Below are 24,099 nucleotides of genomic sequence, written 5' to 3'. Positions count from 1 at the left end.
GACCAACCGAACCGAACTGAACAAACCGGGAGTACGCGCGTGAAGGCAGGCGGGATTGCAGTCGGTGTGCTTGTACTGGTGCTGGCGGCCGGGGCGTTCTGGTGGCTGCAGGATCATCCGGACGGGGCGCCCCAGGCGACGCTGCCGGATGCCGGGGAGCGGGATGACCGCACCCCGGTGCGGGTGACCGACGTGGAGATGCGCGACTTCGAGACCGTCATCGAGGCCCTGGGGTCGGTCCGAGCCCGGGAGTCGGTGATGCTGCGACCGACGGTCACCGAGCGGGTCGAGGAGATCCTGTTCGAGGAGGGCGACCGGGTCGAGCAGGGGGAGGTCCTCGTGCGTCTGAGCGCGGACGAGGAACAGGCCCGCCGCGACGAGGCGCAGGTACGCTTCGACGAGGCCCGGCGCGAGCTGGAGCGGGTGCGTGACCGGGTGCAGGACGGCATCGTGACCGGCCAGGAGGTGGATCAGCAGTCCTCCCGTCTGGAAGAGGCCGGGGCCGCGCTCGCGGCCGCCAGCGCACAGGTGGAGGATCGCACCATCCGCGCGCCGTTTACCGGCACCCTGGGACTGCGCCAGATCAGCCCGGGCGCCATGGTGTCTCCGGATACCGACATCGTCGAGCTGGACGACATCCGTACCGTGCGCCTGGATTTCCCGGTGCCGGAGCGCTTCGCCACCGCGATCGAGCTGGGGATGAAGGTCACCGGCCGCAGTGCCGCGGGCGAATTCGACGCCGACGTCACCGCGCTGAGCAACCGTATCGACGTCTCCACGCGCACCCTGAGCGTGCGCGCGGTGGCCGACAACCCCGACCGCCACCTGCGTCCCGGCATGCTGGCCACGGTCCGCCTGGCGCTGGATCCGGAACGCGCGCCGGCCGTGCCCGAGGGTGCGGTGATCCAGCGCGCGGACGAACACTTCGTGTTCCGCCTGCACGACGACGATACGGTCAGCCGCGAGCGTATCCGGGTCGGGCGGCGTGCGGACGGCTGGGTCGAGGTGACCGACGGACTGGAAGAAGGCGAGCCGGTGGTGTCCGAGGGCGTCTCGCGCGTTCGTGACGGCTCGGAGGTGCGCCTGCGCGACGCCGGAGAGGACGGATGATCGTCTCGGATGTGGCCAATCGCCGGCCGGTGCTGGCGATTGTCTTCAACCTGCTGCTGGTGACGTTCGGCCTGATCGCCTGGGAGCAGCTGCCGCTGCGCGAATACCCGGACGTGGACCCGCCGGTGGTCACGGTGGACACCGCCTACCCGGGCGGCAGTGCGCAGATCATCGAGCGCGAGGTCACGCAGCGGCTGGAGGACCGCATCGCCGGGGTCGAGGGGATCCGCTACATGGAGTCCTCCAGTGACGACGGGCGCTCGCGGATCACGGTGGAGTTCGGCCTGGACCGCGATCTGGACGTGGCCGCCAACGACGTGCGCGAGGCGGTCAGCCGGGTACTCGGTGACCTGCCGGACGATGCCGAGGCCCCGGAGGTGACCAAGGCCGACTCCGATTCCTCCCCGATCCTGTGGCTCAACCTCTCCAGCACCGAGATGAGCGGGCTGGAGCTGGCCGACTATGCCGACCGCAACCTGGTCGACCGCCTGTCGGTGGTGGATGGCGTGGCCATGGTGCGCATGGGGGGCGCGCGCAGCTATGCGATGCGCATCTGGATCGACCGCGAGGCCCTGGCCGCGCGCGACGTGACGGTGCTGGAGATCCAGGAGGCCCTGGAACGCGAGAACGTGGAGCTCCCGGCAGGGCGTCTGGATTCCGACGATCGCGAATTCCGCGTGCGCGTCGACCGCAGTTACCGCACCCCCGGCGATTTCGAGAACCTGGTGCTGCGGCGCGGCGATGACGGGCAGCTGGTGCAGCTTGGGGATGTGGCATCGGTGAACGTCGGCGCGGACACCGAGCGCACCGAGTTCCGCGGCAACCGCGAGGACATGATCGGGCTCGGCATCATCCGCCAGTCCAACGCCAACGTCCTCGAGGTGGCCAACGGCGTCAAGCAGCTGGTCGCCGACCTGGAGGCCGATCTGCCGGAGGGGGCCTCGCTCACCCCGACCTACGACGAATCGGTGTTCATCGAGGGGGCGCTGGAGGAGGTATATATCACCCTGGGCGTGGCGACCATGGCCGTGGTCCTGGTGATCTACGTGTTCCTGGGCAGCTGGCGCGCCACGCTGATCCCGGCGGTGACCGTGCCGGTGGCCCTGACGGCGGCCTTCATCGGCATCAACCTGTTCGGTTTCTCGGTGAACCTGCTGACCCTGCTGGCGCTGGTGCTGGCGGTCGGGCTGGTGGTGGACGACGCCATCGTGATGCTGGAGAACGTCCATCGGCGGATCGAACGCGGCGAGCCGGGCCTGCTGGCGGCCTGGCGCGGGGCACGCCAGGTCGGCTTCGCGATCGTCGCCACCACCTCGGTGCTGGTGGCAGTGTTCGTGCCGCTGGCCTTCCTCGACGGCATGGTGGGGCGGCTGTTCGCCGAGTTCGCCATCGCCATGGCGATCGCCGTGGTGTTTTCCAGCATCGTGGCCCTGACCCTGGCGCCCGTGCTCGCCGGGCGCCTGATGAAGAAGGGCGACGACGAGACCGGTGCGGCGCGACTGGTGGGACGGGCGTTCGGCGCCATCGAGAACGGTTACGGCAAGCTGCTTTCCGGTGGTCTGCGCGTGTCCTGGCTGGTGGTGCCGCTGCTGGGCGGGATGCTCATCGCGGCGTGGTACCTGTTCGATTCCCTGCCCGAGGAGTTCGCGCCCGAGGAGGATCGCGGCGCGTTCTTCGTGATGGTGGAGGGACCGGAGGGCGCCAGCTTCGACTACATGAGCCGCCAGATGGCCGAGGTCGAAGACCGTCTGCAGCCGCTGATGAGCGAGGAGGGCGGACCGATACGGCGCGCCCTGGTGCGCACCCCGCGCGGCTTCGGCGGGGTGGAGACGGTCAACGACGGATTCGTGATCGCGATCCTTGAACACTGGGATGACCGCGAGCCCTCCGGGCGCGAGGTGATGGACTGGATCGAGGGCTCGCTGGGCGAGATGCCCGGTATCGAGGCCCGTGCGGTCATGCGCCAGGGACTCAGCACCGGGGCGCCGGGGCCACCGGTGCAGTTCGTGATCTCCGGGCCGGATTTCGAGACCCTGGAGGAATGGGGCAACGCGGTGCTGGACGAGGTGCGCGACCTGGACGGGCTGCGTAACCCGCGGCTCGACTACGAACCCACCCAGCCACAGCTGAACGTGACGGTGGACCGCGAACGTGCCGGGGATCTGGGGATCTCCATGCGCGACATCGGACGCACCCTGGATATCCTGCTGGGTGGCCGGGCCGTGACCCGCTGGCAGGATCGCGGCGAGGAATACGATGTGGTGCTGGAGGGGCTCACCGATCAGCGCCGCAATACCGAGGCCATCGACAATATCCATCTGCGCGCCGACTCCGGCGAGCTGGTGCCCCTGTCCAGCGTGGTGCAGTACGAGGAACAGGCCGGCCCCGCGTCGCTGTCGCGCTATAACCGTGCGCGCGCGGTGACCGTGCAGGCCGGGGTGGGCGGTGACCTCACGCTCGGACAGGCGCTGGATACGCTGGACGCGGCGGCCCGCGACGTGCTGCCGGACGAGGCGCAGATCGACTACAAGGGCGAGTCGCTGGACCTGCGTGAGGGGGCGGAGGCGATCCTGTTCGTGTTCGCGCTGGCGCTGCTGGTGGTGTTCCTGGTGCTGGCGGCGCAGTTCGAGAGCTTCGTGCATCCGCTGGTGATCATGCTGACGGTGCCGCTGGCGGTGGTGGGTGCGTTGCTCGGGCTCACACTCACCGGGCAGACGCTGAACATCTACAGCCAGATCGGGATCGTGATGCTGATCGGACTGGCGGCGAAGAACGGCATCCTGATCGTGGAGTTCGCCAATCAGCTGCGCGACCGTGGCCGCGAGTTCCGCGATGCCGTGATCGAGGCGGGGCGCATGCGCCTGCGTCCGGTGCTGATGACCGCGCTGACCACCGTGGCCGGCTCCATCCCGCTGATCCTGGCCTCCGGCCCGGGCGAGGAGACGCGCTTCGTGATCGGGGTGGCGGTGTTTTCGGGCGTGCTGTTCGCCACCGTGTTCACGCTGTTCGTGATCCCGGCCACCTACTACCTGATCGCCCGCGGCACGACCTCCCCGCTGGCCACTACGCGGCGGCTGGAGTCACTGGATGAGGAGGTCAGGGATGTGGATGGCGAGACCCGTCGGTAACAGGTCCGGAACAGACGCCGGCCGACCGCTTGATGTCGGTTTCATTGGCGAGACGATGCCCCCTTCCGCAGGAGCCGTTGCCTGCCTGGCGCAGCGGGATCCCGGGGCGATCCGGTGCGCCCCGGGAAGCGGTGTCTATTGCAGCACCTCTTCCTGGAAGCCCTTGAAGCCGCCTTCCATGAAGTAGTAGTTGTCGATGCCGTATTCCTCGAGGGTGTACTGGAACGCCTTGATCTCGTGACCGGTGATGTCATAGACCAGCAGCGGGGCGTCGGAGTCGCGCACCTGTTCGAGGTATTCCGACAGCGCATCGCTTTCCGAGGCCGGGATATTGGTTTCAGAATTGAGGAACAGGCCGACCTGGTCCTGTTCGAACGGGCGCCGGATATCCAGCACGCGGGCGTTGTCCTGCTGTGCGCGTTCGGAGAACTCCATCGGGGGCAGCAGCCGATCACGGAATTCGTTGAAGTCGATCAGGTCGGCCTGCTCGATGGGCGCTTCGCCGAACAGGGCGGTGTCCTCCGGGTAGTTCTCGGCCCAGTCAAACACGCCGTAGTCCATGGTCCGGGCATCGTCGAATCCGGCCGCCTTCATGCGCTCCACGGCCTGGTAGCCCATGAAGCAGGTGTGACCCCGGCAGTAGAAGGCTACCGGCTTGTCGGGGTCCTCCTGATGGATCTCGAGCACCTTGTCGACGAAGTCCTCGTCGTCGAGGCTGACGTGGTGGGCCCCGTCGATCCGCAGGGTGTCGTATTCGTAGCGGGTGCGTACGTCGATCACGTGCACCTCGTCGCGGGCGTACTTATCCGCGAGCTCTTCCAGGTCGTAGGTATCGACGTAGAAGTAGATCGAGCGTCCCGGCGGTTCATAGCCTTCGGCATCCGGGTCCAGTTCGGACTCGTCGATCTCTACCGCTTCGCCGGCACTGGCGGCGGCATGGGCGGAGAAAGCCAGAAGGCCGGCGGAGACGAGAGCAAGGGGGAGACGGGCGGGCTTGAAAAACATGGCGAACTGCTCCATGGCAATGATCTGGCTTTCACTCTAGACGCTTGCGCCCGGCGTTTCTACTACGGAGCGGTTTCCTCGCGCGGCCGGAACGTCAGGACCGCCGAGTTGATGCAGTAGCGCAGCCCGGTGGGCGCCGGCCCGTCCGGAAAGACGTGCCCCAGGTGGGAATCGCAACGCGCGCAACGGACCTCGGTGCGCGTCATTCCGAGAGAGTCGTCGCGGTGTTCGGTGACCGCGGTGGCGGTCACGGGTGCGGTGTAGCTGGGCCAGCCGGTGCCGGAGTCGAACTTGGTGGTACTGTCGAACAGATCCGCGCCACAGACCGCACAGCCGTAGCGTCCGTCGGCCTTGTGTGCGTGCCAGGCGCCGGAGAACGGGGGCTCCGTACCCGCCTGGCGGGCAATGCGATACTGCTCCGGGGTCAGGCGCTGGCGCAGTTCTTCTTCATCCGGTTGCGGCTGAGGGCGTTCGGTCATGTCGGCATTCTCCCGATTAGTGCTATCTTTCCAGCCGGATCGGAATCAACAACGCGGCGGTCGAGGTAACCATTTTGAGCTGTCCGGACTGTGAACGCATCAACGTCCTTCCCGATGGCACGGGAACCCTCTACCTGGCACCCGTACTCGCCCACACGCGGGCGACCCTGCGGCGGCGGCTGCTCGAGGAGGACTTCGCCTGCAGCGAGCCGGTCTCCGGTATCCTCGCGCTGAGCGTCGACGGCGAGCACGACCTGGGGACTACCCTTTCGCGCCTGGCCGAGGTGCTCAGTCACTCGGAACAAAGTGGCTGCCGCGCGACCTTCGTCCCCGAGGGGCAGGCGTTCGGGGTGGAACACCTGCAGGACACCCATCTGCTGTCCACGCTGATCGCGCGGCACAAGGCCCGTGATCTGGCCGCCATCCTCGCCGCCGACACCCTCGATTTCCATTTCCAGCCGATCGTGCATGCCGCGCGGCCGGACGAGGTGTTCGCCTGGGAGGCGCTGGTGCGGGCCAGCTCGCCGGCGGGCGAATTCATCCCGCCGAACATCCTGTTCGACCAGGCCCGCGCGGCGGAGATGATGTTCCATCTGGATCGCGCAGCGCGCATCAACGCCATTCGCCGCGCGACCGAGCGCGGGATCCACGACCACCTGTTCATCAACTTCAATCCCACGGCGATCTATGATCCGGCATTCTGCCTGGAGACCACGGTGCGCGAGATCCACGGGATCGACCCGCAGGTGACGCGGCCGGCCGGGTTCGTGTTCGAGGTGATCGAGAGCGATCAGATAACCGACACCGAACATCTGCGCCGCATCATCGATCGCTACCGCAATGCCGGTTTCAACGTGGCGCTGGACGACCTGGGAGCGGGGTATGCCTCGCTCAATCTGCTGTCGCAGCTGCGTCCCGACTTCGTGAAGATCGATCGCGAGCTGGTCAGCGGCATCGACGGCGACGAATACCAGCAGAAGATCCTCGGCAAGATCATCGAACTGGCTCGCGAACTGGACATCCGCATCGTGGCCGAGGGCGTGGAGACCGCCGGCGAATGGCGCTGGCTGCGCGACCGCGTGGACTACTGTCAGGGTTATCTGTTCGCCCGTCCGGCGGCCGAGCCGCCGGCGCCGGTGCATCCCGACGCCGGATAGCCGCAGGGGGCCCATGTGCACATCGAACCGGGCTTCACTAAACTGGGGCCATGACGACCCTGCCGCATGATGCCCGCAACCCCACGCTGGAATCGGCCGTCCAGCTCCTGCGTGACTCCGAAGTGCGCTATCGGGGCCGTACCGTCGGCACCGTGGCCAGCCTCGACACCCGGGCCCCGGCCGACAATTACGCCGACTGCTTCATCCGCGACTTCGTGCCCTCCGGGCTGGTCTACCTGCTGCACGACGAGCCCGAGGTGGTGCGCGACTTCCTCGGGCTGATCCTGCAGATCCGCGACACTCAGGAAGAGATCGAGGGCCACCGTCGCCTGCCGCGGGTGATGCCGGCCAGCTTCCGCGTGGTGACCGACCCTCGGGGGAACGAGACCCTGGCTGCGGATTTTGGCGACCGCGCGATCGGGCGGGTGGCCCCGGTGGACTCCATGATGTGGTGGGTGCTGCTGGCGCGTGCCTACCAGAACCGCACCGGTGACCACGAGTTCATCAAGTCGCCCGACGTGCAGCGCGGCATCCGCCTGATCCTCAGCATCTGTCTGCAGGACCGCTTCGAGGTCTTCCCGACCCTGCTGGTGCCCGACGGCAGCTTCATGATCGACCGTCGCATGGGGGTGTACGGGCATCCGCTGGAAATCCAGGCCCTGTTCTACGGCATGCTCAAGGCCGCGCTGGCGATGCTCGAGCCCTGCGATACGGACTCCGAGCAGCTGTGCGAGCAGTCGGCCATCCGTACCCGGCAGCTGGCGGACTACATCCGCCATTACTACTGGCTGGACCTGGAACGCCTGAACGCGATCCATCGCTACCGCACCGAGCACTTCGGCCACGAGTCGGAGAACGCGCTGAACATCTACCCCGAGAGCATCCCCGACTGGCTGGTGGACTGGATCCCGTCGGAGAGCGGCTACCTGGTCGGCAACCTGGGGCCGGGCCGCATGGATTTCCGCTTCTTCAGCTTCGGCAACCTGCTGGCGGTGCTGTTCGGGCTGGCCGACGAACACGAGTCGCGGCTGATCATGCAGACCTTCGAGCAGCGCTTCGAGGACCTGATCGGCACCATGCCGGTGAAGATCTGCTACCCCGCGATGATGGGCGAGGAATGGCGCCTCCTGACCGGTTCGGACCCCAAGAACACGCCCTGGTCCTACCACAACGGCGGGAACTGGCCGGCGCTGCTGTGGGCCTTTACCGGGGCGGCGCTGCGCGTGGGCCGCCCGGATCTTGCCCGCAGCGTGCACGCGGTGGCGGCCGAACGGCTGCATCGCGACGACTGGCCCGAATACTACGACGGCCGCCACGGCCGCCTGATCGGTCGACGCGCCAACTACCGCCAGACCTGGTCGGCCACCGCGGTATTGCTGTCCCAGGCCATGATCGACAATCCCGAAACCCTGTCGCTGTTCGACAGTCCGGAACCGGAGACGCCATGAAGAAGACTCAGAGCAAGTCCCGCCAGGGCGAAGGCCTTTATCTTGTTCTGATCAGCGTGCATGGCCTCATTCGAGGCGAAAATCTGGAACTCGGCCGGGATGCCGACACCGGCGGGCAGACCCTCTACGTGGTCGAGCTGGCACGGGCCCTGGCGCGGCATCCGCAGGTCGGACGGGTGGACCTGCTGACCCGGCGGGTGGTCGACAGCCGGGTCGATGATGATTATGCCGAACCGGTGGAGGATCTGGGCGACGGGGCGCATGTCGTACGCCTGGACTGCGGTCCGAAGCGCTACCTGCGCAAGGAAAAGCTCTGGCCGTATCTCGACTGCTTCGCCGACAACGCCCTGGCGCATATCCGCCGGGTGGGCCTGCGCCCGGACGTGATCCATGGTCACTACGCCGATGCCGGCCAGGTCGCGGTGCGGCTGTCCAATCTGCTGGGCGTGCCCATGCTGCAGACCGGGCACTCGCTCGGGCGGGTCAAGCGCGAGCGCCTGCGCGAGGGCGGTTTGTCGGATGCCGACATCGAGTCGCGCTACAACATCTCCACCCGCATCCATGCCGAGGAAGAGGCCCTGGCGCACGCCCACCGGGTGATCGCCAGCACCCGTCAGGAGGTGGACGAGCAGTACGCCACCTACGACAACTACCAGCCCGAGCGCATGGAGGTGATCCCGCCGGGGACCGACCTCGAGCGTTTTCACCCGCCGAAACGCGGCGAACGCAAGCCGCCGATCTGGGCCGAGATCCGGCGTTTCCTGCAAAAGCCCGACCGGCCGCTGATCATGGCCCTGTCGCGCGCCGACGAGCGCAAGAACATCCGCAGCCTGGTGGATGCCTATGCCGGCAACGAATGGCTGCGCGAGAACGCCAACCTGCTGATCGTCGCCGGCAACCGGGACGACATCCGCGATCTGGAAAAGGGCGCGCGCGAGGTCCTCACGGATCTGCTGCTGCGCATCGACCGCCACGACCTGTATGGCAAGGTGGCCTATCCCAAGCACCACGGCTCGGACGACGTGCCCGATCTCTACCGCCTGGTGGCGGCCACCCGCGGGGTGTTCGTGAATCCCGCCCTGACCGAGCCGTTCGGCCTGACCCTGATCGAGGCGGCCGCCAGCGGCGCCCCCATCGTCGCCACCAATGACGGCGGCCCCGACGAGATCGTCTCGCGCTGCCACAACGGCCTGCTGATCGACCCGCTGGATCCCGAGGGGATCGCCGATTCCATCCAGGCGATCCTCGCCGATCGCCCGCGCTGGCAGCGTTATTCGCGCGACGGGCTCAAGGGCGTGCGCAAGCACTATTCCTGGGACGGGCACGCGGAGAAATACGTGCGCCTGCTGCGCTCGCTGTCGCGCGAGGTGCGTCAGGTGCGGCACGAACAGCGCCAGGTCTCCGGTCGACTGGCGAACGTGGACCGCGCGGTGATCACCGACATCGACAACACCCTGCTGGGTGACACGAAGGCGACCCGGGCCTTCGTTGCCTGGCTGCGGCGCAACCGCAAGCGGGTGGCCTTCGGCGTGGCTACCGGGCGCCGCATCGATTCCGCCGCCGCGGTGCTGCAGGAACACGGCGTACCGATGCCCGACGTCTGGATCACCTCGGTGGGCAGCGAGATCCATTACGGGGCCGAACAGACCCCGGATCGCGGCTGGGCCCGGCATATCAGCCATCGCTGGGAACCGGATCGACTGCGCGAGGAACTGGATGGTGAGTCCGGGCTTGTGCCCCAGCCGGACATCGACCAGCGCGAGCACAAGGTCAGCTATTTTGTCGAACCGCCGGGCAGCATCGACGTGGAGACGATCGAGACCCGGCTGTATCGGGCCGACCTGCACGCCCACGTGATCTATTCCCATGAACGCTTCCTGGACCTGCTCCCGGTGCGGGCGTCCAAGGGGCTGGCGGTGCGCTACTTCGCCGACAAATGGGGCATCCCGCTGGAGCATGTACTGGTCGCCGGCGATTCCGGCAACGACGAGGACATGCTTCGCGGCCGCCTGCTGGGCGTGGTGGTGGGCAATCATCAGCCCGAGCTGCAATCCCTGCGTGGTTTCAAGCGCATCCATTTCGCCCGGGCCACGCATGCACGCGGCATCCTCGAGGGGATCGAACACTTCGATCTGCTCAACCGCTGCGACGTGCCCGGCAATGGCCATACCTGCTGAGGTTGCGGAGCCTCCCGCGCGGCGGAGCCGCAGGACGGAAAAGGTTCAGGGCACCGGCAGCAGCAGCGCGATGCCGGTGAGGACCGTGACGACCTCGAACGCCCGCTTCACCAGGCGGTTGCCGTAGCGGATCGCCAGCGTGGCGCCCAGATAACCGCCGATAAAGCTGCCCACCAGAAGCGCCGGCAGCCAGTCCCACTGCACCGTGCCGAAGGTGCCCAGCATCAGGGCACCGGCGCCGTTCCACACCAGCCCCACCAGCACCATGGTGTAGCCCACCGCCTCGGTGTAGCTCATGCCGTACCAGCGCACCAGCCACAGGGTCACCATCAGCCCGGTGCCGGAGGCCAGCGAGCCGTTGAGCACGCCGATCACGAACAGCCCGGCGGCACCGATCAGCGCGTGGTTGAGGCTGTCGGAGGTGATCCGGCGCGTCTGTCCCAGCTGCGGGCGCCGCCAGGAATACCAGCCCAGGGCGATGGTGAGCAGGCCCAGGGCGATCTCGCCGGCGCGCGGCGGGATCTCCAGTACCAGCCAGGCCCCCAGCAGTACGCCAGGGACGCCGGCGCCCAGGATGACCCCTAGTCGCGCCGGGGCAAATGTGCTTTCCTTCACATGACGCAGGCCGGCCCCCGCGCCCAGGGCCACCGTGGCGATCTTGTGGGTCGCCAGGGCCACCGGATAGGGGAGGCCGAGGAAGATCAGGGCGGGCAGTTGCAGCAGCCCGGCCCCGCCGCCCGCCAGCGCGGAGAATCCGTTGGCGATGAGGGCGACGAGCGTGAGCCCGAGATGCTCGAGGATGGACATGAGAGTAAACGGACCAATAAACGGGAACGCAGTGCGCGCCGGGATTGTGATGGGTGCCCTGACCCTGTTGCTGGCCATGCCGGTGGCACCGGCGGTGGCCGGAGACGTCCATCGCTGGGTGGACGATGACGGCACGGTGCATTACTCGCATACCCCGCGCCCGGAGGCCAGCGACCGAGAGCGGCAAGTGTACGACCGACACGGCTTTCTGCGCGAGGTGGTTCCGCCGCCGCCCACCGTTGAGGAGCGCGAGGCACGGGCCGAGGAGGAACGCCGGGCCGAGGCCGGAGACAATGATTCCGCCGAGCGTGATGCCCGCCGGCGCCAGCTGGAGCGCGCCTACGATTCGCTTGGCGAGATTGAGCGCCAGCGCAAACAGCGCCTGGAGGCACTCGAGAACAACGTCCGTCTGAGCGAACGTCAGGCCGAGCGGCTGGAGCGCGAGCGTGACCGTATCGAGGACCAGAAGAGCCGCAACCGGGATGACCCGGGTCTGCAGCGACGCTACGCCAGCCAGCTGGAGGACGTGCGCGGGCGTCTGGAGCGGGAGCGATCCTACATGGAACGCCAGCAGACACGCATCGACGACATGAACGTGCAGTTCGACGCCGACGCCGAGGACTACCGCGAGCTGGTCATGAACGAGGAGGACTGAGGCGGTTGGCGTCGCTCAGCGACTGATCAGGGTGCCCACGCCCTCGTCGGTCAGCAGTTCCAGCAGCACCGCGTGTTCCACCCGGCCGTCGACGATGTGGGTGGCGTTCACGCCGCTGCGTACCGCATCCAGGGCGCAGCGGATCTTGGGGATCATGCCGCCATGGATGGTGCCGTCACGGATCATCTCGTCCACCTGTGGCGCGGCAAGCTTCGGCATCAGCGTACCGGTGCCGTCCAGCACCCCGGGGGTGTTGGTCAGCAGGAACAGTTTCTCCGCATCCAGCACCACTGCAAGCTTCTCGGCCGCGGTATCGGCGTTGATGTTGTACGCGCGTCCCTCGCGGTCGAAGCCGATGGGGGCGATCACCGGGATGAAGCTGCTGTCGTCCAGGGTGTGCACGATCGCCGGATCGACCCCTTCCACCTGGCCGACGTGACCCAGGTCCACCTCGGGATCGGCCCCGCGCAGTGGCGTGGCCCGGATCATCTGGCCGTCCTTGCCGGTCAGGCCCACGGCGCGGCCGCCGTAGCGGTTGATCAGCGACACGATCTCCTGGTTGACGATCCCGCCGAGGACCATCTGCACCACGTCCATGGTCTCGCGGTCGGTCACCCGCAGGCCGTCCACGAACTCCGATTTCTTGCCGAGGCGATCCAGCAGGTTGCCGATCTGGGGGCCGCCGCCGTGGACCACGACCGGGTTCACGCCCACCTGCTTGAGCAGCACGATGTCGCGCGCGAAGCTCGCCTTCAGGTGGTCCTCGGTCATCGCGTTGCCGCCGTACTTGATGACGATGGTCTTGCCTGCGAAACGCTGGATGTAGGGCAGCGCCTCGATCAGGACATGGGCGACGGAATGGGCGGTGTCGGTGTCCATGGCTGGGGTCCGGTTGACGTTCGGGGGCGGAGTTTATCACCCGGCGTGGCGGGCTGGTGTCGATCAGCGCTGGCCGGAGGAGCCGAAGCCGCCGCTGCCGCGCGCGGAGTCCTCGAAGTCCTCGACCACGCGGAACCGCGGCTGCAGCACCGGCACGATCACCAGCTGCGCGATGCGGTCGCCCACGTCGATGGAGATCGGCGCATCGCTGCGGTTCCAGGCGGAGACCATCAACGGGCCCTGGTAGTCGGCATCGATCAGCCCGACCAGGTTGCCGAGTACCAGGCCCTTCTTGTGACCCAGCCCGGAGCGCGGGAGGATCATGCCGGCGTAGCCCGGGTCGGCGATGTGCACCGCCAGTCCGGTGGAGATCAGCTCGGCCTCGCCGGGCGCGAGGCTCATGGGCTCTTCCAGCATGGCGCGCAGGTCGACGCCCGCGGAGCCATCGGTGGCGGGGGTGGGCAGCGGGAAGTCGGTTCCCATGCGCGGGTCGAGGATCTTCAGGTCGATTTCGGGGCTGGGCATCCGTCAGGCTTCCTGGGGTGAGGAGGGGTGGTCGGGGTTCGTGTCCGGGGCAAGTCGGTCGGCGATCAGGCGGATCAGTTCGCCGGCCAGCTGCTCCTTGGGCTGACGCGGGAGTTCGCGTTCGCCGCCGGGCCACAGACACAGCAGCGCGTTGTCGACATCCCCGAACCCGCGTCCGGCGTCGACGCGATTGGCGGCGATCAGATCCAGCCCCTTGCTGGTGAGCTTGTCGCCCGCGTGTTCCCGCAGGCGGTCGGTCTCGGCGGCGAAGCCGACCAGCAGCGGGCGCGGGGCGAGCTGCTCGGCGCGGCGGGCAACATCGGCCAGGATGTCGGGGGTGCGTTCGAGTTCCAGGTTCAGGGAATCGCGCGATTTCTTGAGCTTGTGGTCCGCCGGTGCGGCGGGACGGTAGTCGGCCACCGCCGCGCTGGCGATGAACACCTCGGTCCCTTCCAGCGCCTCCAGTACGGCTGCATGCATCTCGGCCGCGGTCTCCACCGCGCGGGTGGCGACGCCCGGCGGGGGCGGGTGTTCGCAGGGGCCGTGGACCAGCGTGACCCGGGCGCCGGCATCGCGCGCGGCGGCGGCCAGCGCCAGGCCCATGCGTCCCGAGCTGCGGTTGCCCAGATAGCGCACCGGGTCCACCGGTTCGCGGGTCGGGCCGGCGGTGATCAGCACCCGGCGGTCCTGCAGCGCACCCGGATGCGTATCCAGCAGGGCCGCGGCGATGGCCGCGGGTTCCGCCATGCGTCCGGCGCCCTGCTCGCCGCAGGCCTGCTCGCCGCTGTCCGGCCCGACGAACCGCACGCCGCGCTCGCACAGGGTGGCGTGGCTGGCGCGGGTCGCCGGGTGTTCCCACATGCGGTGGTTCATCGCCGGGGCCAGGGTCACCGGGGCGGTGGTGGCCAGCAGCAGGGTGGTCAGCAGGTCGTCGGCCAGGCCGTGGGCCATGCGTGCCATCAGGTCCGCGGTGGCTGGCGCGATCACCACCTGATCGGCCCAGCGGGCCAGCGCGATGTGGTCCATCCCGGACTCGGCCTCGGCATCCAGCAGATGGGTGCGCACCGGCTCGCCGGACAGCGCCTGGAAGGTCAGCGGCGTGACGAAGGCCTGCGCGCCCGCGGTCATCACCACGCGCACCGCACAGCCGCGCCGGCGCAGTTCGCGCACCAGCTCGCAGGCCTTGTACGCCGCGATGCCGCCGCTGACGCCCACCAGGATGCGCGGGGCATCGGTCATCTCGCCGGTGTCCGCCGGGGTCGCGAAGATGTCCTCGGGATCACTCATGTGCGGATTCTAACCCGTGAGCCGGGCCGGGTGCCGGATTCGGCCGCGGATGCGAGCATCGCGCGGGCACGCCTTGCGCGGACCGCTGCGCCGCGCCAGTATCCGGGCAACGGAACCCGACCACAGGGAGGTGGACATGGCCATCAACGACTGGCCGGCGGGCGAGCGCCCGCGCGAGAAACTGCTGGAGCGCGGTGCCTCCGCGCTGTCGGATGCCGAACTGCTGGCGATCTTCCTGCGCACCGGCGTGACCGGCAAGAGCGCGGTGGATGTCGCGCGCGAGCTGCTGTCGCGCTTCGGCGGGCTGCGCCCGCTGCTGCAGGCCGACGAGGCCGGGTTCTGCGCGGCGCCGGGGCTGGGGCAGGCCAAGTACGCCCAGCTGCAGGCCGTGCTGGAAATGGGCCGTCGGCATCTGGAAGCGGATCTGGAGCGCGGCGAGGCGCTGACCTCGCCAACTGCGACCCGCCGGTTCCTGCGCGCCCGCCTGCGCGACTACCCCTTCGAGGTGTTCGCGGTGCTGTTCCTCGACAACCGGCACCGGGTGCTGGCGTTCGAGGAACTGTTCCGCGGCACCATCGACGGCGCCAGCGTGCATCCGCGCGAGGTGGTGCGGCGGGTATTGCACCACAACGCCGCCGCGGTCATCCTCGCGCACAACCATCCCTCCGGCGTGGCCGAGCCCTCGCGCTCGGATGCGCTGATCACCCGGCGCCTGAGCGAGGCGCTGGCGCTGGTCGACGTGCGTCTGGTGGACCACCTGATCATCGGCGACACCTCCGTGTCGCTGGCCGAGCGCGGCGAGCTGTGAGCGCGCGCACGACCGGCATCAGTCCTTCAGCGCCCAGCTGCCTTCCTCGTCGGGACAGGCAGTGCCGGTGTGCCGTTCCCCGTCGATCGTCATTTCGAACGGGCGGCACCCTTGCGACCGGCTCTCGCCGGGCGTGAAATGGACCTTCTCGCCCTGATCGGTTTCCCAGCGGACGTCCTGCCCGCTGTCGGCCAGTTCGAGGGCATGTCCCATGCAGGCCTGGTCGCGGCCGTCCAGTTCGCGGCCGATCAGCCCGCCCAGCAGGGCCCCGCCGGCCGCCCCGATGAGTACCGCTACGGTATCGCCGTCACCCACGCGGTGGCCGATGATGGCGCCCGCGCCGCCGCCGATGGCCGCCCCGATGCGGTCCCGGTTGCAGCGGCCTTCAAGGATGCCCCAGTGTTCATCCCAGCGGTCGCGGGTGTGGCCATGGTAGCCGGCATAGCCGGGATCATTCTGGGCGCGCCAGCCGTGCGCGGGCGCATGCGGTGGCGGCTGTGCCACCGCATCGGCCGCGAAGCCGGCCAGCATTGCCGTCGCGAGGATTTTTGGTATGAGTCGGTTACGTCGCATGTTCCGGCCCTCCGTGCGTGCGTTTGGAGAAAACGTGCCACGGGGCGCTGAACCGACGGTGAATCGCAATGCAGGAACGGGAAATCGTTCACGTTCCTGCTGTCTGCGAGGTCTCAGTTTGCGGATTCGGCCCGCAGGGCGCGCTCGAGTGCGTTCAGCAGGGCGTCGACCTGGGCTTCGCTGTGGGCGGCGGACAGGGTGATGCGCAGACGGGCCTGGCCCTCGGGGACCGTGGGCGGGCGGATGGCGGGAACCAGGAAGCCGGCCTGCTGCAGGCGCTCGGCGATGGCCGTGGCGTGCGCCGCATCGCCCAGGATCACCGGCTGGATGGGCGTGTCCGGCGGCGGGTGAGGCAGGCCCAGGGCATCCAGCCCGGTGCCCAGGCGCCGGATCAGGGCGTGCAGGTGTTCGCGGCGGTCGCCGGCCGCCTCGGCGATGCGCACGGACGCCAGGGTGGCGGCGGCCAGCGCGGCGGGCATCGCCGTGGTGTAGATATACGGGCGTGCGGTCTGGATCAGGGCCTCGATCAGCGCCTCACTGCCGGCAACGAAGGCCCCGGCGGTGCCGAACCCCTTGCCCAGGGTGCCCATCAGGATCGGCACGTCGCCGGCATCCAGGCCGTAATGCTGGCAGCAGCCGCCGCCGGTCTCGCCGAGCACGGTCAAGCCGTGGGCGTCGTCCACCATCAGCCAGGCGTCGAACTCGCGGGCCAGCGCGGCCAGCTGCGGCAGCGGGGCGAGGTCGCCGTCCATGGAGAAGACCCCGTCGGTGACGATCAGGCGGTGGCCGCTGGTGGGTGTGCGTTCGAGGCGCTGGCGCAGGTGTTCGGGGTCGCCGTGGCGGTAGCGCTGGCTGTGCGCGCCGGACAGGCGCACGGCGTCGATCAGCGAAGCGTGGTTCCAGCGGTCTTCGAACACCGTGTCGTGGCGCCCGACCAGGGTCTGTACCAGCGCGAGGTTGGCCATGTAGCCGGTGGAGAAGACCAGTGCCCGCTCGCGTCCGGTGAAACGCGCCAGCGCCTGTTCCAGCTCGGCGTGGGCACGGGTGTGGCCGTTGATCAGGTGGGCGGCCCCGGCGCCAGTACCGTATGCGTCCAGGGCCTCGCGGGCGGCCGCGCTGACCGCCGGATCGGCGGCCAGGCCGAGGTAGTCGTTGGAGCAGAAGGCGACGACCGGCTTCCCGTCGATGACCTGCTCCGGCTGCTGCGGCCCGTCCAGCGTGCGCAGGCGGCGCCAGCGCCCGTGCGTGTGTACACGGTCGAGGCGGGCCTGCAGGAAGGTCTCCAGCGACTTGTTCATGGTGAATGGCTCATGATGAATGGCTCACGGCCGCAGCCCGGCCCGCAGGAAGATCGGCCAGTGCACGCGGGCGGTGACGTACGGGTTCGGCCACAGCGCGTTCAGGGCCGGTTCCAGTGCGGCCAGCGGATCCTGGCCGGCGGCGTGCGCGCGGCCGATGGCCGACCAGGTGCCGAGATAGCCGAGCAGGGTGTCGCGGCCCCAATCGCGGTCGACCCGAAACTCGGGCGTGTCGATCTCCGGCCAGGGGAAGGGCAGGTCGCGGTAATGGCTGCGGATATGGTTGCGCTCTTCCGGCCACCAGGGCGCCAGGGCGGTGTCGTGGAAGTCGGTCAGCAGGCGGTGCAGCGCCGGGTCCTCGGCGCGCGGGATGCCGTAGCCCCAGATCGCCAGCAGGCCACCCGGGCGCAGGACGCGCGCGACCTCGTCATGGAACTCGGCGTGGCGGAACCAGTGCGCGGCCTGAGCGACACAGGCCAGATCCATCGAGGCGTCGGCCAGCGCGGAGGCCTCGGCGGCGCAGGCGATGCGGTCGATGCCGGTGGTCGCCGGCAGGGCGGCGAGCAGGGCCGGGGCGGCATCCGTCGCCACAACCTGCGAGAAGTGAGGCTTCAGATCCAGCGCGGCCTGGCCATTGCCGCTGGCGCAGTCCCAGGCGCGTTCGCGTTGCGGGGCGTGTGCGGCCAGCCAGTCAAACAGTTCGGCGGGGTAATCCGGGCGGTGGCGGGCATAATCCGCCGCCACCGCCGAGAAATGATCGGGAAAGTCGCCCGCCACCGGCCCGGTTGGCTCAGGCCGATGCCGAGGCGGGGCGGTCCGTTTCCGCAGAGGGTTCCGGGCCGGTCTCCGGCTGCAGGCCCAGACGCTCGAACAGCGCGAGGTCGTGGTTCTCGCCGGGGTTCGGCGTGGTCAGCAGGGTGTCTCCGTAGAACAGCGAGTTGGCGCCGGCGAGGAAGCACAGCGCCTGCATCTCGTCGGACATCTCGGTGCGCCCGGCGGACAGGCGCACGTAGGAGGCGGGCATCACGATGCGCGCGACCGCGATGGTGCGCACGAACTCCAGCGGATCGATGTTCTCCACGTCCTGCAGCGGGGTCCCCTCGACCTGGATCAGCTGGTTGATCGGTACCGACTCCGGATGCTTCGGCAGGTTGGCCATCTGCTGCAGCATGCGCGCGCGGTCATGGCGCGTCTCGCCCATGCCGAGGATGCCGCCGCAGCACACGTTCATGCCGGCCTCGCGCACGTGCTCCAGGGTCTCCAGTCGGTCCTGATAGGTGCGGGTGGAGATGATGTGGCCGTAGAACTCCGGCGAGGTGTCGAGGTTGTGGTTGTAGTAGTCCAGCCCCGCTTCGGACAGGCGCCGGGCCTGTTCGGCCTTCAGCATGCCGAGGGTCATGCAAGTTTCCAGCCCTTCGTCCTTGACCGCGCGCACCATCTCGATCACGCGTTCGAGGTTCTTGTCGGTGGGGTTGCGCCAGGCCGCCCCCATGCAGAAGCGGGTCGCGCCCTGGGCGCGGGCGTTGCGCGCCGCCTCGACGACCTCGTCCACCGGCAGCAGGCGTTCGCGTTCCAGCTCCACGTCGTGGTGGGCGCTCTGCGGGCAGTAGGCGCAGTCCTCGGGGCAGGCTCCGGTCTTGATCGACAGCAGCGTGCTGACCTGCACCGCATTCGGGTCGAAGTGTTCGCGGTGCACGCTCTGCGCGCGGAACATCAGGTCGTTCAGGGGAAGATCCAGCAGGGCTTCCACTTCCCCGGCGGTCCAGTCGTGGCGCAGTTCGCTCATAGGTGACGCTCCCGATCGGCCTCGGCCGGGACATCGATGTCCGACCAGGGCTCGCTGAAGATGGTGTAAAGGGCATACAGCGACCATGGCAGCAGGATCACTGCGGACACGCCCCAGTAGGCACGAAAGTAGTTGATGTCGGGCGGGAAGAACGTGGCCACCACGATCAGCGCGCCCATCAGTCCGTACAGCCGATAGGCCGCCCACTGAGTGTGGTGTCCCACGCGCGGGTCGGGGTGATGCTTGTTCAGCGCATAGAGCACCATGGACCCCCCGAACCAGAGGATCAGCGGGACGATCCCGACGATCGCTGCGATGATGAACCCCACGCCGACCCCGTCGCCGCCGACCAGGAACAGGGGGATGCCGGCGACGCTGATCACGATCACGTTGCCGATGTCGAACAGCGATGCCGCCCGCCGCGATCGGCTTCCCGAGATGGTCCTGGTTTCCATGAGCTATCCTGCCGGTAAAAGTCGGGAGTTTAGCATCATGACACGCAGCCCTTCATGGACGACGGGGTGGTGGCGGGAACGTCTGCTGGAGGGCCTGTTCCCGTCGACTTGCGGGGTGTGCGGCGCACCCGTCGGGGCAGGCGGGGCCGTCTGTGCGGGCTGTCTGGCGGATCTGCCGCGGGTGGCAGCGCCCTGTCCGCGCTGTGGCGAGCCGGAAACCGCGGCCGATCTCTGTGCCCGGTGTCAGCGCCACGCGCCGCGCCTGGACCGGCTGCACGCCCCGTGGCTTTATGCCTGGCCGCTGGATCGCCTGATCCTCGCGCGCAAGCACGCCGATGACGCGACCGCGGCGCGCGTGCTTCGGGAGCTGGCCCGGCGCGCGGCCGGAGAGGTGACCGACGCGATGGCCGATATACATCCTGACGTGCCGCAGGGCCCGGATTGTGTGGTCCCGGTGCCGCTGCATCCCGAGCGTTACCGCGAGCGCGGTTTCAATCAGGCGCTGGAGCTGGCGCAGGAGGTGGCGCGCCGGCTGGAGGTGCCGCTGGCGTCGCGACTGGTGGTCCGGGTACGCGCCACCGAGTCGCAGCAGGGGCTGGGGCGGCGCGAACGCCGTCGCAACGTCGCGCGTGCCTTTGCCCTGAGGTCCGGTGCGGAGCTGCCAGAGGCTGCATATGTGCTGCTGGTGGATGACGTGGCGACCACCGGGGCCACGCTGGATGCGCTGGCGGAGGTCCTGTATGCGGCGGGGGCGGCGCGAGTGGATGCGCTGACGCTCGCGCGGGCGTGAGGCCGGTTCGTTGGGCGTGGCCTGCAGCTCAGGCGGCCGCGCGCCACAGATGGTCGCCGACCATCGCCAGCATCACCACGGCGCCGAGATAGTGGTTGTTCTTGAACGCCCTCAGGCAGTCGGCCGGCTGGCGATCGGCGATCAGGAACTGCTGGTAGAACATCAGCGCGGCGACCACCGCCAGCCCGGCCATGTAGACCCCGCCGAACTCGAGGTTGCGTCCCAGCAGAAACAGCCCGATCCAGACCATTACCTGGAGTGCCCCGGTAATGGCGCGGTCCAGCTCGCCGAAGGCGATGGCGGTGGATTTTACCCCGATCTTCAGGTCGTCCTCGCGGTCGACCATGCCGTAGAAGGTGTCGTAGACCGTGGTCCAGGCCAGCGTGATCACGAACAGCAGCCAGGCCTCCGGCGGCGGCAGCTCGTTGTTGACCGCGGTAAAGGCCATGGGCACCGCCCAGGCGAACGCCGCGCCCAGGTGCACCTGCGGGAAATGGTGGAAACGCTTGGAGAACGGATAGGTGCCCGCCAGCAGCACCGCCACCACCGAGAACGCGATGGTCAGCGGGTTGGTGAACAGCACCAGCACGAAGGCCACCAGGCACAGCGCCGCGAAGACCATCAGGGCCTCGCGCGGGGTGATGCTGCCGATCGCCAGCGGGCGGTCGCGGGTGCGCGTGACATGGGCGTCGAAATGGCGGTCGGCGTAGTCGTTGATCGCGCAGCCGGCCGAGCGCATCAGGGTGACCCCGGCGACGAAGATGAACAGCAGATGCCAGGGCGGCAGGCCGTCGGCGGCGATCCACAACGCCCACAGGGTCGGCCACAGCAGCAGGTAGATGCCCACCGGCCGGTCCAGCCGGGTCAGGCGGGCGTACTCGTACAGGCGCTCGCGCGGGGTCATGGCCGGGGCGGGTCAGTCGGCGGCTTCGTGGCGCAGGGTTGCCAGCACCGGTCCGGTTTCGGGGTGTACCCCGCGCCAGATCGCGAAGGCCTCGGCGGCCTGTTCCACCAGCATGCCCAGACCGTCGCTGCTGAGTGCGCAGCCGTTCGCCTCGGCCCAGTCGAGAAAGCGCAGGGCGGCCGGGCCGTAGACCAGGTCGTAGGCCGTGGTCCGCGGACCGACCAGACCCGCGGGCAGCTCCAGGGCATCCTCGGACAGCCCGGCAGCGGTGGCGTTGAGGATCAGGTCGAACGGGGCGTCGGGTAAAGCGTCCAGCGCGCAGGCCTCCAGGCGGGTGTCGCCGGCGAGATCGGCGAAGTCGCGGGCGAGGCCCTCGGCCCGGGCCGGGGTGCGGTTGGCGATCATCAGCGTGGCGGGCCGGCGTTCCAGCAGCGGCTGCAGTATGCCGCGGGTGGCGCCGCCGGCGCCCAGGATCAGGATGCTTCGACCGTTCAGTTGGCAGCCGAGGCGGTCTTCCAGATCGCGCAGCAGGCCAACGCCGTCGGTGTTGTCGCCGTGGATGCGGCCGTCGTCGCCGGTCCACAGGGTGTTGGCGGCCCCGGCGCGGCGGGCGCGGTCGGAGAGCACGGCCGCGAGCTGGCAGGCGTCCTCCTTGAACGGCACGGTCACGTTCACGCCGCGCAGTTCACCGGCCAGCCAGCCGCCGACCTCTTCGGCGAACTGCCCCGGCGTGCCGCGGCGCGCCTCGTAGGTCATCGCCTGCCCGGTCTGTTCGGCGAACAGGGTGTGGATGCGCGGCGACAGGGAATGATGGATCGGGTTGCCCACCACCGCGTAGCGATCGGGGCGGCTCATGACGTGGCGTCCTCCGCCAGCCATTCGGCCGCCGCCCGGGCGTAGTAGGTGAGGATGCCGTCGGCGCCGGCGCGCTTCATGCCGGTCAGGGCCTCCAGCACGCAGGCGCGTTCGTCCAGCCAGCCGCGTTCGGCGGCGGCCTTGAGCATCGCGTATTCGCCGGATACGTGGTAGACAAAGGTCGGGCGCTGAAAGCGCTCGCGGATGCGGTGGACCACGTCGAGATACGGCATGCCCGGCTTGATCATCACCATGTCGGCACCCTCCGCCAGATCGGCGGCCACCTCGTGGATCGCCTCCTCGCCGTTGGCCGGATCCATCTGGTAGGTCTCCTTGCTGCCGCGGCCGAGATTGCCGGCCGAGCCCACCGCGTCGCGGAACGGGCCGTAGAACGCCGAGGCGTACTTCGCCGAGTAGGCGAGGATGCGCGTGTGGACCTGGCCGTCGTCTTCCAGCGCGCTACGGATGGCGCCGATGCGTCCGTCCATCATGTCCGAGGGCGCGACCACGTCGGCGCCGGCCGCGGCATGCGAACGCGCCTGGCGCACCAGGGCCTCCACGGTGATGTCGTTCACCACATAGCCGTCGTCATCGATGATGCCGTCCTGGCCGTGGGTGGTGAACGGATCCAGGGCCACGTCGGTGATCACGCCCAGATTCGGCAGCTCGGCCTTCAGCGCGCGCACCGCTCGCTGGGCGAGGCCCTCCGGGTTCCATGCCTCGGCGGCGTCCAGGCTCTTCTTCTGTGCCGGGACCACCGGGAACAGGGCCAGCGCCGGGATGCCCAGGCGGTGGCCGGCGGCCGCGTCGACCAGCAGCTGGTCAATGGAGACCCGCTCCACGCCGGGCATCGAGGGCACCGGCTCGCGCACCCCTTCGCCTTCGGTCACGAACACCGGCAGGATCAGGTCGTCGGCGCTCAGGCGATGTTCGCGCATCAGCCGCCGGGAGAAGGCATCCCGGCGCATGCGGCGCGGACGGCTGGCGGGATAGGGGGCGATGGGGGCGGTCATGCGTGCGCGTCCTCGATCGGGTTTTCTCAGTCAGCCTCGGCCAGCCAGTCGCGGGGCACCAGGTAGCGCTCGTAGAGTTCGGCCTCCGGGGTGCCGGCTTCCGGCCGGTAGTTGTATTCCCAGCGCACCAGCGGGGGCAGCGACATCAGGATCGATTCGGTGCGCCCGCCGGACTGCAGGCCGAACAGGGTACCCCGGTCGTAGACCAGATTGAACTCCACGTAGCGCCCGCGGCGGTAGAGCTGGAACTGGCGTTCGCGCTCGCCCCAGTCAATGTCGCGGCGGCGGCGCACGATGGGGGCATAGGCCTCGAGGTAGGCGTCGCCCACGCTCTTCATGTAGCCGAAGGCGTGCTCGAAGCCGCCCTCGTTGAAGTCGTCGAAGAACAGCCCGCCGATGCCGCGCGGTTCCCCGCGGTGCTTGAGGAAGAAGTAGTCGTCGCACCACTTCTTGTGCTCGGGGTAGAGGTGCTCGCCGAACGGCCGGCAGGCGGCCTCGGCGGTGCGGTGCCAGTGGATGCAGTCCTCGTCGAAGCCGTAGTAGGGCGTCAGGTCGAAGCCGCCGCCGAACCACCACACCGGGTCCTCGCCCGGTTTCTCCGCGACGAAGATCCGCACGTTGGCGTGCGAGGTGGGCACATAGGGATTGTGGGGGTGGATCACCAGCGAGACCCCGGCGGCCTGGAACGAACGCCCGGCGAGTTCCGGGCGGTGGGCGGTGGCCGAGGCCGGCAGGGTGTCGCCCATCACGTGCGAGAAGTTGACCCCGGCCTGTTCGAAGGTCGCGCCGCCGGACAGCACCCGGGTGCGCCCGCCACCGCCGGCCGGGCGGTCCCAGGAATCCTCGTTGAAGCCTGCCTCGCCGTCGAGTTCCTCGATGCCGGCACAGATGCGGTCCTGCAGATTCCTCAGGTATTCGGTTACGCGGTCGATGGAGACGTCGTCTTCACGGGCCATGTCG

At 68.9% G+C, this 24,099-nt stretch carries 23 protein-coding genes; 8 read left to right on the top strand and 15 right to left on the bottom strand.

The genetic code is table 11. The annotated features are described in order from the left end of the window. The first annotated feature begins 39 nt into the window (after positions 1-39). Both D571_RS0107030 and D571_RS0107025 read left to right on the top strand, forming a co-directional pair. A complete protein-coding gene (locus D571_RS0107030) occupies positions 40-1,110 on the top strand; it encodes an efflux RND transporter periplasmic adaptor subunit (RefSeq protein ID WP_026287669.1) in 1,071 nt (356 codons plus the stop codon). Further along, on the top strand, positions 1,107-4,238 hold the full coding sequence (locus D571_RS0107025; RefSeq protein WP_018935969.1) for an efflux RND transporter permease subunit: 3,132 nt from the start codon (positions 1,107-1,109) through the stop codon (positions 4,236-4,238). The genes D571_RS0107030 and D571_RS0107025 overlap by 4 nt, the downstream gene beginning before the upstream one ends. Before the next feature lie 135 nt (positions 4,239-4,373). Here the strand turns inward: D571_RS0107025 and D571_RS0107020 are convergent, their stop codons facing one another. Both D571_RS0107020 and msrB read right to left on the bottom strand, forming a co-directional pair. Beyond that, positions 4,374-5,258, bottom strand: a complete 885-nt coding sequence (locus D571_RS0107020; protein WP_018935968.1) for a rhodanese-like domain-containing protein — start codon at positions 5,256-5,258, stop codon at positions 4,374-4,376. Between the two features lie 47 nt (positions 5,259-5,305). After that, on the bottom strand, positions 5,306-5,722 hold the full coding sequence (msrB, locus tag D571_RS0107015; protein WP_018935967.1) for a peptide-methionine (R)-S-oxide reductase MsrB: 417 nt from the start codon (positions 5,720-5,722) through the stop codon (positions 5,306-5,308). Between the two features lie 74 nt (positions 5,723-5,796). On the opposite strand from msrB, the gene D571_RS0107010 reads away from it, so the two are divergent. The 3 genes from D571_RS0107010 to D571_RS0107000 are packed head-to-tail and all read left to right on the top strand — an operon-like array spanning position 5,797 to position 10,504. Further along, positions 5,797-6,879 carry an EAL domain-containing protein gene (locus D571_RS0107010; protein ID WP_018935966.1) on the top strand — a complete coding sequence of 361 codons (1,083 nt, stop codon included), beginning with the start codon at positions 5,797-5,799 and terminating at the stop codon, positions 6,877-6,879. A gap of 50 nt (positions 6,880-6,929) precedes the next feature. Then, complete coding sequence (locus D571_RS0107005; RefSeq protein WP_018935965.1) at positions 6,930-8,327, top strand: glycoside hydrolase 100 family protein; 1,398 nt, start codon at positions 6,930-6,932, stop codon at positions 8,325-8,327. After that, positions 8,324-10,504, top strand: coding sequence for an HAD-IIB family hydrolase (locus D571_RS0107000; protein ID WP_018935964.1), 2,181 nt, complete (start codon positions 8,324-8,326; stop codon positions 10,502-10,504). Before D571_RS0107005 ends, D571_RS0107000 begins: the two co-directional genes overlap by 4 nt. Before the next feature lie 45 nt (positions 10,505-10,549). Here D571_RS0107000 and D571_RS0106995 read toward each other — a convergent pair whose 3' ends face one another. Next, positions 10,550-11,311, bottom strand: a complete 762-nt coding sequence (locus D571_RS0106995; protein ID WP_018935963.1) for a sulfite exporter TauE/SafE family protein — start codon at positions 11,309-11,311, stop codon at positions 10,550-10,552. 16 nt (positions 11,312-11,327) lie between these two features. Between D571_RS0106995 and D571_RS0106990 the strand changes: the two genes are divergently transcribed. Next, the gene (locus D571_RS0106990; RefSeq protein WP_026287668.1) at positions 11,328-11,966 is read left to right on the top strand and encodes a DUF4124 domain-containing protein; all 639 of its coding nucleotides are present in this window, start codon (positions 11,328-11,330) and stop codon (positions 11,964-11,966) included. 15 nt (positions 11,967-11,981) lie between these two features. Here the strand turns inward: D571_RS0106990 and argB are convergent, their stop codons facing one another. The 3 genes from argB to coaBC form a co-directional block, all read right to left on the bottom strand. Further along, positions 11,982-12,845 carry an acetylglutamate kinase gene (gene argB, locus D571_RS0106985; protein ID WP_018935961.1) on the bottom strand — a complete coding sequence of 288 codons (864 nt, stop codon included), beginning with the start codon at positions 12,843-12,845 and terminating at the stop codon, positions 11,982-11,984. 63 nt (positions 12,846-12,908) lie between these two features. After that, positions 12,909-13,370: a dUTP diphosphatase gene (gene dut, locus D571_RS0106980; protein ID WP_018935960.1), complete on the bottom strand. Its 462-nt coding sequence runs from the start codon at positions 13,368-13,370 to the stop codon at positions 12,909-12,911. Between the two features lie 3 nt (positions 13,371-13,373). After that, positions 13,374-14,657 (bottom strand): bifunctional phosphopantothenoylcysteine decarboxylase/phosphopantothenate--cysteine ligase CoaBC, encoded by a 1,284-nt coding sequence (coaBC, locus tag D571_RS0106975; protein WP_018935959.1) that lies wholly within the window; start codon positions 14,655-14,657, stop codon positions 13,374-13,376. A gap of 136 nt (positions 14,658-14,793) precedes the next feature. On the opposite strand from coaBC, the gene radC reads away from it, so the two are divergent. Continuing rightward, entirely contained in the window at positions 14,794-15,465 is a 672-nt protein-coding gene (radC, locus tag D571_RS0106970; RefSeq protein ID WP_018935958.1) for a DNA repair protein RadC, read from the top strand. A gap of 18 nt (positions 15,466-15,483) precedes the next feature. Here the strand turns inward: radC and D571_RS0106965 are convergent, their stop codons facing one another. The 5 genes from D571_RS0106965 to D571_RS0106945 form a co-directional block, all read right to left on the bottom strand. Then, complete coding sequence (locus tag D571_RS0106965) at positions 15,484-16,038, bottom strand: YMGG-like glycine zipper-containing protein (protein WP_026287666.1); 555 nt, start codon at positions 16,036-16,038, stop codon at positions 15,484-15,486. Between the two features lie 113 nt (positions 16,039-16,151). Beyond that, complete coding sequence (gene bioF, locus D571_RS0106960; RefSeq protein WP_018935956.1) at positions 16,152-17,336, bottom strand: 8-amino-7-oxononanoate synthase; 1,185 nt, start codon at positions 17,334-17,336, stop codon at positions 16,152-16,154. Between the two features lie 24 nt (positions 17,337-17,360). Next, complete coding sequence (locus D571_RS0106955) at positions 17,361-18,113, bottom strand: class I SAM-dependent methyltransferase (protein WP_018935955.1); 753 nt, start codon at positions 18,111-18,113, stop codon at positions 17,361-17,363. 13 nt (positions 18,114-18,126) lie between these two features. Beyond that, positions 18,127-19,122: a biotin synthase BioB gene (gene bioB / locus D571_RS0106950; protein ID WP_018935954.1), complete on the bottom strand. Its 996-nt coding sequence runs from the start codon at positions 19,120-19,122 to the stop codon at positions 18,127-18,129. After that, the gene (locus D571_RS0106945) at positions 19,119-19,577 is read right to left on the bottom strand and encodes a hypothetical protein (RefSeq protein WP_018935953.1); all 459 of its coding nucleotides are present in this window, start codon (positions 19,575-19,577) and stop codon (positions 19,119-19,121) included. The genes bioB and D571_RS0106945 overlap by 4 nt, the downstream gene beginning before the upstream one ends. Positions 19,578-19,614: 37 nt before the next feature. Here D571_RS0106945 and D571_RS0106940 point away from each other — a divergent pair, with 37 nt between their 5' ends. Beyond that, the gene (locus tag D571_RS0106940; RefSeq protein ID WP_083916877.1) at positions 19,615-20,367 is read left to right on the top strand and encodes a ComF family protein; all 753 of its coding nucleotides are present in this window, start codon (positions 19,615-19,617) and stop codon (positions 20,365-20,367) included. Positions 20,368-20,395: 28 nt separating this feature from the next. On the opposite strand, the gene ubiA is transcribed toward D571_RS0106940, so the two are convergent. The 4 genes from ubiA to hemF are packed head-to-tail and all read right to left on the bottom strand — an operon-like array spanning position 20,396 to position 24,095. Next, positions 20,396-21,271 carry a 4-hydroxybenzoate octaprenyltransferase gene (ubiA, locus tag D571_RS0106935; protein ID WP_018935951.1) on the bottom strand — a complete coding sequence of 292 codons (876 nt, stop codon included), beginning with the start codon at positions 21,269-21,271 and terminating at the stop codon, positions 20,396-20,398. A gap of 12 nt (positions 21,272-21,283) precedes the next feature. Next, the gene (aroE, locus tag D571_RS0106930) at positions 21,284-22,126 is read right to left on the bottom strand and encodes a shikimate dehydrogenase (protein ID WP_018935950.1); all 843 of its coding nucleotides are present in this window, start codon (positions 22,124-22,126) and stop codon (positions 21,284-21,286) included. After that, on the bottom strand, positions 22,123-23,139 hold the full coding sequence (gene hemB, locus D571_RS0106925; RefSeq protein WP_018935949.1) for a porphobilinogen synthase: 1,017 nt from the start codon (positions 23,137-23,139) through the stop codon (positions 22,123-22,125). The genes aroE and hemB overlap by 4 nt, the downstream gene beginning before the upstream one ends. 26 nt (positions 23,140-23,165) lie before the next feature. After that, on the bottom strand, positions 23,166-24,095 hold the full coding sequence (hemF, locus tag D571_RS0106920; protein ID WP_018935948.1) for an oxygen-dependent coproporphyrinogen oxidase: 930 nt from the start codon (positions 24,093-24,095) through the stop codon (positions 23,166-23,168). Positions 24,096-24,099 lie beyond the last annotated feature (4 nt).

Origin of the sequence: Thioalkalivibrio sp. ALJ24 (assembly GCF_000377785.1) — a bacterium.
Taxonomy (GTDB): domain Bacteria; phylum Pseudomonadota; class Gammaproteobacteria; order Ectothiorhodospirales; family Ectothiorhodospiraceae; genus Thioalkalivibrio.
Note: the sequence above shows the minus strand (reverse complement) of the source record. Positions and strands in the feature narration are given on the sequence as shown.

Coding starts and splice junctions, on each gene's coding strand:
- D571_RS0107025 (WP_018935969.1), top strand. CDS start 1,107: ATGATCGTCTCGGATGTGGCCAATCGCCGGCCGGTGCTGGCGATTGTC.
- D571_RS0107020 (WP_018935968.1), bottom strand. CDS start 5,258: ATGGAGCAGTTCGCCATGTTTTTCAAGCCCGCCCGTCTCCCCCTTGCT.
- msrB (WP_018935967.1), bottom strand. CDS start 5,722: ATGACCGAACGCCCTCAGCCGCAACCGGATGAAGAAGAACTGCGCCAG.
- D571_RS0107005 (WP_018935965.1), top strand. CDS start 6,930: ATGACGACCCTGCCGCATGATGCCCGCAACCCCACGCTGGAATCGGCC.
- D571_RS0107000 (WP_018935964.1), top strand. CDS start 8,324: ATGAAGAAGACTCAGAGCAAGTCCCGCCAGGGCGAAGGCCTTTATCTT.
- D571_RS0106995 (WP_018935963.1), bottom strand. CDS start 11,311: ATGTCCATCCTCGAGCATCTCGGGCTCACGCTCGTCGCCCTCATCGCC.
- argB (WP_018935961.1), bottom strand. CDS start 12,845: ATGGACACCGACACCGCCCATTCCGTCGCCCATGTCCTGATCGAGGCG.
- dut (WP_018935960.1), bottom strand. CDS start 13,370: ATGCCCAGCCCCGAAATCGACCTGAAGATCCTCGACCCGCGCATGGGA.
- coaBC (WP_018935959.1), bottom strand. CDS start 14,657: ATGAGTGATCCCGAGGACATCTTCGCGACCCCGGCGGACACCGGCGAG.
- radC (WP_018935958.1), top strand. CDS start 14,794: ATGGCCATCAACGACTGGCCGGCGGGCGAGCGCCCGCGCGAGAAACTG.
- D571_RS0106965 (WP_026287666.1), bottom strand. CDS start 16,038: ATGCGACGTAACCGACTCATACCAAAAATCCTCGCGACGGCAATGCTG.
- bioF (WP_018935956.1), bottom strand. CDS start 17,336: ATGAACAAGTCGCTGGAGACCTTCCTGCAGGCCCGCCTCGACCGTGTA.
- bioB (WP_018935954.1), bottom strand. CDS start 19,122: ATGAGCGAACTGCGCCACGACTGGACCGCCGGGGAAGTGGAAGCCCTG.
- D571_RS0106945 (WP_018935953.1), bottom strand. CDS start 19,577: ATGGAAACCAGGACCATCTCGGGAAGCCGATCGCGGCGGGCGGCATCG.
- D571_RS0106940 (WP_083916877.1), top strand. CDS start 19,615: ATGACACGCAGCCCTTCATGGACGACGGGGTGGTGGCGGGAACGTCTG.
- ubiA (WP_018935951.1), bottom strand. CDS start 21,271: ATGACCCCGCGCGAGCGCCTGTACGAGTACGCCCGCCTGACCCGGCTG.
- aroE (WP_018935950.1), bottom strand. CDS start 22,126: ATGAGCCGCCCCGATCGCTACGCGGTGGTGGGCAACCCGATCCATCAT.
- hemB (WP_018935949.1), bottom strand. CDS start 23,139: ATGACCGCCCCCATCGCCCCCTATCCCGCCAGCCGTCCGCGCCGCATG.
- hemF (WP_018935948.1), bottom strand. CDS start 24,095: ATGGCCCGTGAAGACGACGTCTCCATCGACCGCGTAACCGAATACCTG.